This window comes from Dietzia sp. DQ11-38-2, from assembly GCF_014145055.1.
In the GTDB taxonomy this organism is placed as follows: Bacteria; Actinomycetota; Actinomycetes; order Mycobacteriales; family Mycobacteriaceae; genus Dietzia.
Genome location: NZ_JAALDW010000083.1, coordinates 1 through 9,962, shown reverse-complemented (window position 1 = coordinate 9,962; position 9,962 = coordinate 1). Strand labels below are relative to the sequence as shown.

The window sequence follows — 9,962 nt, the reverse complement described above, 5'->3', positions numbered from 1 at the left end:
CCCCCCGCCATCGCGAGCCCCTCCCCGGCGGCCCGGCCCGTCCGGGTCGCCGCGGCTCAGCCTGCACCACGACACCGGCCCGATCCGCTGGACGCGGATCGGGCCGGGCGCGCCCTGTGGAGGCGCGGGAGGCTGTGGAGGACGAGCGAGTCGCGAACTACTCCGGGAGGCGGAGTTCGGGCTTGTCGAGCTCCTCGATGTTGACGTCCTTGAAGGTCAACACCCGGACGTACTTGACGAAACGGGCAGGCCGGTACATGTCCCACACCCAGGCGTCGGACATCCGGACGTCGAAGTAGACCTCGCCGTCCGCGGACCTCGGGATCAGCTCGACCGCGTTGGCGAGATAGAAGCGCCGCTCCGTCTCGACGACGTAGGTGAACTGACCGACGATGTCGCGGTACTCGCGGTACAGCGAGAGCTCCATCTCGGTCTCGTAGTTCTCCAGATCCTCGGCGCTCATCTAGTGCTGCTCCTCGAATGCGCCTGGGCGGCGCGACGGACGTTGGCGTACGACATCCGGTGGATGTCGCTGGGACCGAGCTGCTCGATCGCCCTGGCGTGACCCGGGGTGCTGTACCCCTTGTGGGCGGCGAAACCGTAGCCCGGGTACCTCGGGTCGAGGTCCACCATAATCCGATCACGGGTCACCTTTGCTAGGACACTCGCGGCGGCGATCGATGCGACGACCTCGTCACCCCCGATCACCGCGGTGGACTGGCACCCGAGCCCGTCCACGGCGAACCCGTCGGTCAGGACGAAGCCCGGCGGCGGATCGAGAGCGGCCACCGCGCGTCGCATTCCCTCGAGGTTGCACCGGTGGACCCCGCGCTCGTCGATGCGGTCGGGTTCGATCACGACTACGGACGCCGCGACGGCTCTGCGCAACACGGCGTCGTGGAGGCGCTCCCGGGTCGCAGGAGACAGCTTCTTGGAGTCGTCCAGATCAGCGAGATCCGCCGTGAGACGGCTACCCAACACGCACGCCGCCACCACCAGTGGTCCCGCGCACGACCCGCGCCCGGCCTCGTCCACACCGGCGACCGGCCCGAGACCCCGCCGCGCCAGGGCCGCCTCCAGAGCCAGCCGTCCGTCACGCCGGGTCACCCTCACCCGGCCCGGTCGGACCGGGCTCACCCCGCGGTGATGTCCGGTGAGGGGACGGACCCGATCCGGTTGAACGGGAGGATGATGGCCTGCACCTTGCCGATGATGTTCTCCTCGGGAACGGAGCCCTGGAACTCGTCGCCCATGTGGTACCGGGAGTCCGCCGAGTTGCTCCGGTTGTCACCCATCACCCAGTAGTTGCCCTCCGGAACGGTGACCGGCCCGAACGCGCAGTTGAGCGGGTTGCGGTCGATCGAGGGGTCCGCGTTGAGGTACGGCTCGTCCAGCGGCTCACCGTCCACCAGGAGGCCCCCGTCCGGCGAGCACCCGCCCACGGTCTGACCACCCACCGCGATGACACGCTTGACCATGTCGTTCTGATCGGGCGGGACGACGCCGATGACGCCGCCGATGTCCTGCAGTGTCCGGATGACCGGGTTGTCCGACCGGATGGACTGGTACCCCTGGTTCCAGGAATTCGGACCCTCGAACACCACGACGTCCCCGGGCTGCGGATCGCCGAACCGGTACGAGATCTTGTCCACGAAGATCCGGTCACCCGTGCAGCCGGCACACCCGTGCAGCGTGGGCTCCATCGACTCCGAGGGGATCTGGTAGACCCGCCCGACGAAGGTCTGGAAGACGAACACCAGTACCAGCGCGATCACCACCAGCATGGGGATCTCGATGTACCAGGGCTGGCCCTTCTTCTCGGCGGCGCGCGCCTGGCGACGGCCTCCACCCACGCCTCGAGCCGGGTCCCCGTCTTCTCGGGGGCCCGGCTCGGAGGGGTGCTGTCCAGGTGATTGGGTGCTGCTCACCCGGACGAGCGTAGTCGATCGGCCACCACACACGACGGCCGAGTCCGACTCGCTCTACATGCTCAGCGCTTCTCCTTGATCTTCGCGGCCTTGCCGCGGAGGTTGCGGAGGTAGTACAGCTTGGCCCGACGGACGTCGCCGCGGGTCAGGACATCGATGTGGTCGATGGTGGGCGAGTGGACCGGGAAGGTGCGCTCGACGCCGACGCCGAAGGAGACCTTGCGGACGGTGAAGGTCTCGCGGACGCCACCACCCTGACGGCGGATCACGACGCCCTTGAAGACCTGGACGCGCTCCTTCGAGCCCTCGATGACCTTGACGTGCACGTCGAGCGTGTCGCCGGGGCGGAACGCCGGGATGTCGTCGCGGAGCGACTTGTTGTCGATGAAGTCGAGAGTGTTCATTGTGTTCCTCGGATGTCAGGAATTGAGGACAGAGGACCCTGGCGCCCGCCGTCAGGCGGGTCAACCGGTTCGTGCCCGGAGCAGCGCGACCGTCCGCGGACGCACGGGTGCGCCCGGATGATCAACCTCGCTAGTATGCCACTATCCGTCGGCCGACCCCAAATCAGTCGGCGCGCTCGGGCCAGCCGACGGACCTCAGGGTCTCCAGGTCCGCGGGACCCAGAGCAGCCCCGTCGAGCAGGTCGGGGCGACGTTGCGCCGTGCGCCGGAGCGACTCGTCACGCCGCCACCGCGCGATCCGCGCGTGGTCACCGCTCTTCAGTACCGCGGGGACAGGCCGGTCCCGCCACACCTCGGGCCGGGTGTAGCTCGGCCCCTCGAGGAGGCCGTCGGAGAAGGAGTCCTCCTCGTGACTGCGCTGGTTGCCCAGCACCCCGGGGAGGAGTCGGACGACGGCCTCCGCCACCACCAGGACGGCCACCTCTCCCCCGATCAGGACGTAGTCGCCGATGCTCACCTCCTCCACGTCCATGCGTGTGGAGGCCTCATCGATCACGCGCTGATCGATTCCCTCGTATCGACCGCAGGCGAAGATCAGGTGATCGCGTCGTGCGTAGCTGTGGGCATCGGCCTGGGTGAACGGTCGTCCCGCCGGGGTGGGCACGATGAGCAGGGGCCGCGTCGCGGCGGAGCCCGCGGACGGTGGTACCACCTCATCGAGGGCCTCGCCCCAGACAGTCGGCCGCATGACCATGCCGGGTCCGCCACCGAACGGCGTGTCGTCCACCGAGCGGTGCACGTCGTGAGCCCAGTTGCGCAGGTCGTGGACCCGGAGGTCCAGGATGCCGCGGTCGATGGCCCGCCCGGGCAGTGCCAGACGGAGGGGCGAGAGATAGTCCGGGAACGCCGTGACGACGTCGAGCCGCATCCGTGGGGCGGTGACCGTATGGTCGGGTCCGGTCACGGGGTCCCCAGGTCGAGTAGCCCCTCCGGTGGGTCGATCACGCAGGTACCGGCGACGACGTCCACCCTGGGGACGATCCGGGCCACGAAGGGCACCAGGGCCTCCGATCCGCTCGACAGACGCACGGAGAGGAGTTCCCCACCCGGGGTGTGCACGACCTCGGTGACCTCGCCGAGCTGCGTCCCGCCGGTGTCCAGCACGGTCAGGCCCACCAGCTGGTGGTCGTGGAATTCGTCCGGGTCCCCGGTGTCCGGTAGGGACTCGGAGTCGACGATCAGGAGCATTCCCCGCAAGGCGTCGGCGGAATCCCGGTCCGAGACGCCGGCCAGACGCACGAGAAGCCGCCCGGAATGATCCCGGGCGGCCTCTACGGTGACGTCCCGATCGGTGGCGGTCCTCCCCTTGCCGGTGCGGCCCAGCAGTCGAGCTCCCACCGCGAATCGTTCGCGGGGCGAGTCGGTCCGTACCTCCACCACCACCTCACCGCGGACCCCGTGGGACTTCACGACGCGACCCACGACGAGTTCCATGACGTCCTTCCGGTGCGGGTGGGGTCCGAGGGGGCTAGCGATCGGTGTCGACCACGTCGACCCGGACGTCCGGCCCGCCGACGGCGGAGACGATCGTCCGGATCGCCGACGCGGTACGGCCGCCGCGGCCGATCACGCGCCCGAGATCGTCGGGCGACACGGTCACGCGGATCACGGTGCCGCGACGACCACCGCTCGCCCTGACCGAGACCGCATCGGGATCCGACACGATACCGCGGACGAGATGGTCGACGGCGTCGACGACCATGTCACCCATCGGACTCAGGCCTCGGCGTTCTCGGCGTCAGCCGACCCGGCCTCGGCGGACTCACCGTCGGTGGCCTGGGCCGCGGCCTCCTCGGCCTTCTTCGCCTCGTCGGCCTTCTTCGCCTTCTCGGCCTTACGCTTGGTGGTGATGGCCTCGGCGGACGGCTCGCCCTGGGCCTCCTCGAGCGCCTTGTTGAACAGGTCCAGCTTGCTGGGCTTCGCCTCGGCCACGCGGAGGGTGCCCTCGGCGCCCTCGATGCCCTTGAACTTCTGCCAGTCCCCGGTGATCTTGAGCAGCGACTCGACGGCCTCGGTCGGCTGCGCGCCGACACCCAGCCAGTACTGCGCACGCTCGGAGTCGATCTGGATGAAGCTCGGCTCCTCCTTGGGGCGGTAGAGCCCGATCGTCTCGATGGCACGCCCGTCTCGACGGGTGCGGGCGTCGGCCACGACCACCCGGTACTGCGGGTTACGGATCTTGCCGAGGCGGGTGAGCTTGATCTTGACGGCCATGTGGCGTCTCGCTTTCTCTTGCGGGTCACGTGGCGATTCAGCGACTCCCGCACGTGTTGCGGGGCCCGGTTTCGCCTTCCGGGTGACCGCCGCTCGGCGCGGGCACCGTCCGCGATGAACACGGCGGGACCCACCGGTGACGGCGTCCAGCGCACCACTCTAGTCGAATCGCGCCGCGAAGCCCAATCCAACAAACTCTATGATATGTAACCGTCGGTTGCGCGTTGAAAATAACCATTCACGCTAAACTCCGTGGCAGTGTTCACGGATTTCACAACTCTGTCACGATAGAGTGACTCCCGCACGACTCGAAAGTCGATACTCAAACGCGTTTTAGAGGACTTGGACGGAATGTTGCCGTGCGTTAAACATGCGCCATCGAATACCAAAGCCTGCCCGGGCTGAGCTATTAGTGGACGGAAGTCACCTTCGCCGGGTCTCGATTCGACCCAGACAGCATTCGACTCTGTGATTTCCGTGAGTGGGATCCAGATGTTTGTCTCGGTCCAGTGATGACCCACATCGCGGTCCGCGTGCCACTCGGCTACACCTACACTACCCGGCATCTGGAAACGGATGTTCGGGCGACGCTGGAAAACTAAGTTCTCGCCGAGGAGCGGTCGTATTACTTCTTTGATGAAGTGATTATAGATTTGTCTGAAACTATCCGATAAGTCGCTAGCGTAAATCCGGTATAGTAATCGGTGAAGGTCTGTAGACTGTTCGTTACTTGAATCCAGCAAATCGGTCACATAATCAATGTGAAGGGACTCCAGCTCTTTAACGTCAAGATGGGATCGAAATACGTCACCGAACCGAAACCGTTCGAAGTCATAGTCTACCACTACCCAACCAAGCACAGCAATTCCTTTTCTTGTGCGGTTCAACCCTGACTAGGAGCGTTGGCCAGAACGCCGCCTTCTTGGCTTCCCAATTAAAGCAGTCAGAAAATTAATACCTACTGGACGGCGGAATATTCGAAGGATAATCCGATATGCTATGGTCCAAATAGCAATAAGGCCGACCCCAAGGATCGTCAAAAGCTGCGACAATTCATTTGAAGTAGCGAGACCAGCCAGGATCCAGCTCAGGAACCCCGCAGCAAACAAAATGATTAGTATAGCGAACAAGCTCCAAGCTCTTGACCTAAGCACGGCCCATTTATGCCAACGTGTCATCTCTTCGACATTCTGTCGGTCTTCGGCAAGGTAAACGATGTGCCTCGAAACCGTCTTCTGGTTAGCCGAAATCCACATCGTGGTGGCAATATCGACTCCTTTGCCGTTGGTGCGCGCTAAGAGTACCGGCCTACGGTAATTGCGAAAAATGGGGAAACCAGAGACTCCAGATGCGTACATAAGCGGAACCCAGCCCGGCCCCCACCACTCAAACCAGCCGAACCACACGTTCTGGTTCCTACCAGTCCCAGTCCACCTAGAATTGCTGAGCTTGAAGTTTTTCCCCTCAGCATCCTCGCCACGTTTTCTGCGACCGACAATCTGCGGAATAAACTCCGCTGGAACATCTAAGAACGCGTTCGATTCGTCACAGTCACATGGGTCGGTAGTCAGTTCACCATCAGTCTCGCTCTCGCCCCCTATTGACTTAATAAGCGGATGCGCGCCGAAAGGTTTGGACTTCTCCATGACCACCCGGGAGCCAGCACGCGTCGTATTCTGGCGAGAAACGCTCATTTCAGCGTCTCCGAAAAGCGAGTGATACGCCTCACTGGAAGGCGTATCGCGCTGCGCCTGGCTCTCCATTAGCACAATGCCGGCATTCTCGTAAACGGCAGCGAGTCGGTCGCGAGCTCTGGATTTGAGAAACTCGGCGGTGGCGTCAGACCGATAGAGAGGATCGCCGTTTGCACTATCCCAGCTGACTACGAATAGTCTGGTGCCTTCGTAGAGGTCGTTCGAGGTAGGGTACTGGAGGGGATGGAACACTCTCGGCTCCATCAAGGACTGATACTGCCCTTCGATTGGGTTGAGATCCAGGTCGCGCCAGTAACAATACCTTGACGGCACTTTTTCGAGATCTTGGAAACCTCGAGGCAGGTGGGAGTTACTCGGTTGGAACTTAGGGTCGCTCACCTGCCCGGGATCGGCAATAACGACCATCAGAGGAGGCAAATCCGAAGAACTATTCTGGACGGCGTCGTTCTCGGTCTCGTAGACGGAATCTGCCACGGCTACCCTCTGCTTCCTGAAGCTCAACCAGGCAATTACACCACGAAGCTGCTCAGCGCTTGGGGAACTTGAGGTCGTTCAGGTCGATCCCCTCGAGGCCCGGCGGCAGCGTGTCCAGTCCGGGCGGCATTTGCGAGAGGTCCGGCATGCCCCCGGGGGGCATCCCCGGCATCCCGGGCGGCATCCCCGGCATCCCACCGGGCATCATCCCCCGGTTCTTGGGCTGCGTCGGTCCACGGCCCTTGCCCTTGCCCTTCTTGCCCTTGCGCTGGTTCTTCCGCCCGGCTCCGGGCATACCCATCTGGCCGGCCATGCGGCTCATCATCTTGCGGGCCTCGAAGAACCGGTCCACCAACTGGTTGACGTCGGTGACCGTGACCCCCGAACCCTTGGCGATGCGCTGGCGGCGGGATCCGTTGATGATCTTGGGGTCGGCCCGCTCCGCCGGTGTCATCCCCCGGATGATCGCCTGGATGCGGTCCAGGTACTTCTCGTCGATGTCCCCGACGGCCGCTTTCATGTCTTTGCCCCCGGGCAGCATCCCCAGGAGATTGCCGATGGGGCCCATCTTGCGGATCATCAACATCTGGTCGAGGAAGTCCTCGAGGGTGAGCTCCCCCGACCCGATCTTGGCCGCGGTCTTCTCCGCGTCCTTGGCGTCGAAGACCGTCTCGGCCTGCTCGATGAGCGAGAGCACATCGCCCATGCCGAGGATCCGGCTCGACATGCGGTCGGGGTGGAAGACATCGAAGTCCTCCAGCTTCTCCCCGTTCGAGGCGAACATGATCGGCGTGCCGGTGAGTTCACGGACGCTCAGCGCGGCGCCACCACGGGCGTCACCGTCGAGCTTGGTCAGGACGACGCCGGTGAATCCGACCCCTTCGCGGAAGGCCTCCGCCGTGACGACGGCGTCCTGGCCGATCATCGCGTCGAGGACGAAGAAGGTCTCGTCCGGCTGGACCGCATCGCGGATCCCCCTGGCCTGGGCCATGAGCTCCTCGTCGATACCCAACCGGCCCGCGGTGTCGACGATCACGACGTCGTGCATCTTGGCGCGGGCGTGGGCGAGGCCCCGCTGGGCCACCGTCACCGGTTCCTGGACCCCGACGTCCTCCCCGTCACCCCCGACCGAGGTCCCGGGGTGGGGGGCGAACACCTGCACGCCGGCGCGCTCGCCGACGATGCGGAGCTGATCGACCGCACCCGGTCGCTGGAGGTCGCAGGCCACGAGGAGGGGCGTGTGACCCTGGCCCTTGAGCCAGTAGGCGAGTTTGCCCGCGAGCGTGGTCTTTCCCGCTCCCTGCAGACCGGCGAGCATGATCACCGTGGGCGGCTGCTTGGCGAACTCGATCCGACGGGCCTCACCGCCGAGGATCGCGGTGAGCTCCGCGTCGACGATCTTCACGACCTGCTGCGCCGGGTTCAGGGCCTCGGAGACCTCCGAACCCTTGGCCCGTTCCTTGACGCGGGAGATGAACGTCCGCACCACGGGTAGCGCGACGTCCGCCTCGAGCAGCGCGAGGCGGATCTCGCGCGCGGTCGCGTCGATGTCGGCGTCGCTGAGCCGCCCCTTTCCGCGCAGGTCCTTGAGCGCACCTGCCAGGCGATCGGACAAGGAATCGAACACGGTTACAGCTCCCTGGGTCGCGGGCCGGGGGCATGGTGTCCCCGGCGTCGTCGACGACGACTGATCACAGGGTATCGGCCCGCCCGACGCCGGGCGTCGCGGGATCACGCCGGGGAAGCAGGGACTCCACCTCCGTCGCCGTACTGAGGACCGCTCCGGGGCCGGACAACGCGAAGACGTCCTCGACCGCGGCACCGCGCGTCCGCACCACGACCCAGTCGATCCTCGCCCCCTTGCCCAGGATCGCCGCGATGACCTTCGCGAACAACCCCGGCCTGTCCTCCGCCCGGACCTCGAGCAGGATCCCCTCGGCATCCGTCCGCCGGTTCACCAGGACCGAGGACCTGGCCTGTGGCGGGCCGATCATCCGGGAGGCATTGCGTGCCAGCGCGGCCCGCAGGGACGCCGCCACCCCGGAATCGACCGCCCGACGCAGGTCCTGTCGCAACACCTTCGGATCCACGGGGTCCCCGAAACGGGTGGACACCGTCATCTTGGCGCGCACCCCACCGGGCGGCCGCAGGTCGATCTCCCCGTCGACGATCTCCAGACGGTGTGCGGCGAGCACCTCCGCCGTCACCGCGAGAGACTTCCCCGCGCCGGGCACGACGAGGGTGAGCTCGTGAGTGGTCCCCGTCCCCGCGGGTCGCATCTCCACCACCACATCGGGGGGGCCGTGCGGGCGGGTGGCGTCGACGGTCGGGGCCTCCACGGCGCCGGGCTGCGACCCCACCCTCTCCCGGCACGCGTCGACCAGCATCGAATGTGCCCGGGCCCTTCCCGGGGTCCACACCGTGGGCCCGGTGGCCAGCGAGTCGGCCTCGGTGAGGGTGGCGAGCACGTCGAAGGCGGTCGCGTCCTGCTCGAGCGCGGTCAGCACCGAGTCGGCCGTCGCCGGATCCGAGGGGTCACGCCTGGTCGCGGTCACCGCCAGCAGCAGGTGATGCCGGACGATCCTCACCAGGGTGTCGACATCGGCAGGGGCGAGTCCCATGCGTCGGACGATCGGCCCGACCATCTCGGCACCCGTCTCACTGTGGTCGCCCTCGCGGCTCTTGCCCAGGTCGTGCAGGAGCGCCGACAACAGGAGCAGATCCGCACGGGCCACCGAGGTGGTCAACCGGGACGCCTCCACCGCGGTCTGCACCAGGTGTCGATCCACCGTGTAGACGTGGGCCCGGTCCCTCGCCGGCAGGTCGCGCACGCCCGACCATTCCGGGAGCATCCGCTCCCACAGGCCACTGCGGTCGAGCGCCTCGATCACCGGCACCTGTCCCTCACCGGACCCCAGCAGGACGAGCAGGTCCGACAGCGCCTCGGCGGGCCACCGCCCCTCGGGGACCGGTGAGCGCTCCACCAGCACCCCGAGAGTCGAGGCGGCCACGGGTAGGGAGAACCTGGCGGCGGCGGCGGCCACCCGGAGCGGGAGCCACGGGTCCTCGGCCACGCGGGCGTTCCTCGCGAGCGCCACCTCCCCCGCGTGCTCCACCACCCCGTCGTCGAGCGGTCTGCGGACCGGTGATCTGCGCAGCAGACCGGT

11 protein-coding genes are annotated in these 9,962 nt (G+C 66.2%); all 11 read right to left on the bottom strand.

Annotation, left to right across the window (positions count from 1 at the left end; translation table 11 throughout):
• Positions 1-157: 157 nt before the first annotated feature.
• The gene (locus G6026_RS03350) at positions 158-463 is read right to left on the bottom strand and encodes a DUF2469 domain-containing protein (RefSeq protein WP_007632861.1); all 306 of its coding nucleotides are present in this window, start codon (positions 461-463) and stop codon (positions 158-160) included.
• Positions 460-1,137, bottom strand: coding sequence for a ribonuclease HII (locus G6026_RS03345; RefSeq protein WP_107756645.1), 678 nt, complete (start codon positions 1,135-1,137; stop codon positions 460-462). Before G6026_RS03345 ends, G6026_RS03350 begins: the two co-directional genes overlap by 4 nt.
• Positions 1,134-1,853: a signal peptidase I gene (gene lepB / locus G6026_RS03340; protein WP_309230166.1), complete on the bottom strand. Its 720-nt coding sequence runs from the start codon at positions 1,851-1,853 to the stop codon at positions 1,134-1,136. Before lepB ends, G6026_RS03345 begins: the two co-directional genes overlap by 4 nt.
• 137 nt (positions 1,854-1,990) lie before the next feature.
• Complete coding sequence (gene rplS / locus G6026_RS03335; RefSeq protein WP_017836979.1) at positions 1,991-2,332, bottom strand: 50S ribosomal protein L19; 342 nt, start codon at positions 2,330-2,332, stop codon at positions 1,991-1,993.
• Positions 2,333-2,495: 163 nt separating this feature from the next.
• Complete coding sequence (gene trmD / locus G6026_RS03330) at positions 2,496-3,260, bottom strand: tRNA (guanosine(37)-N1)-methyltransferase TrmD (RefSeq protein WP_107758110.1); 765 nt, start codon at positions 3,258-3,260, stop codon at positions 2,496-2,498.
• A gap of 32 nt (positions 3,261-3,292) precedes the next feature.
• A complete protein-coding gene (gene rimM, locus G6026_RS03325) occupies positions 3,293-3,826 on the bottom strand; it encodes a ribosome maturation factor RimM (RefSeq protein WP_182612258.1) in 534 nt (177 codons plus the stop codon).
• Positions 3,827-3,860: 34 nt separating this feature from the next.
• Positions 3,861-4,103 (bottom strand): RNA-binding protein, encoded by a 243-nt coding sequence (locus G6026_RS03320; RefSeq protein WP_017836982.1) that lies wholly within the window; start codon positions 4,101-4,103, stop codon positions 3,861-3,863.
• A gap of 5 nt (positions 4,104-4,108) precedes the next feature.
• Entirely contained in the window at positions 4,109-4,606 is a 498-nt protein-coding gene (rpsP, locus tag G6026_RS03315; protein WP_107756648.1) for a 30S ribosomal protein S16, read from the bottom strand.
• 893 nt (positions 4,607-5,499) lie between these two features.
• On the bottom strand, positions 5,500-6,795 hold the full coding sequence (locus tag G6026_RS03310) for a hypothetical protein (protein WP_182612257.1): 1,296 nt from the start codon (positions 6,793-6,795) through the stop codon (positions 5,500-5,502).
• Between the two features lie 52 nt (positions 6,796-6,847).
• A complete protein-coding gene (ffh, locus tag G6026_RS03305; RefSeq protein WP_182612256.1) occupies positions 6,848-8,422 on the bottom strand; it encodes a signal recognition particle protein in 1,575 nt (524 codons plus the stop codon).
• 64 nt (positions 8,423-8,486) lie between these two features.
• The coding region (locus tag G6026_RS03300) for an HD domain-containing protein (protein WP_182612255.1) at positions 8,487-9,962 on the bottom strand (1,476 nt) is incomplete at its 5' end.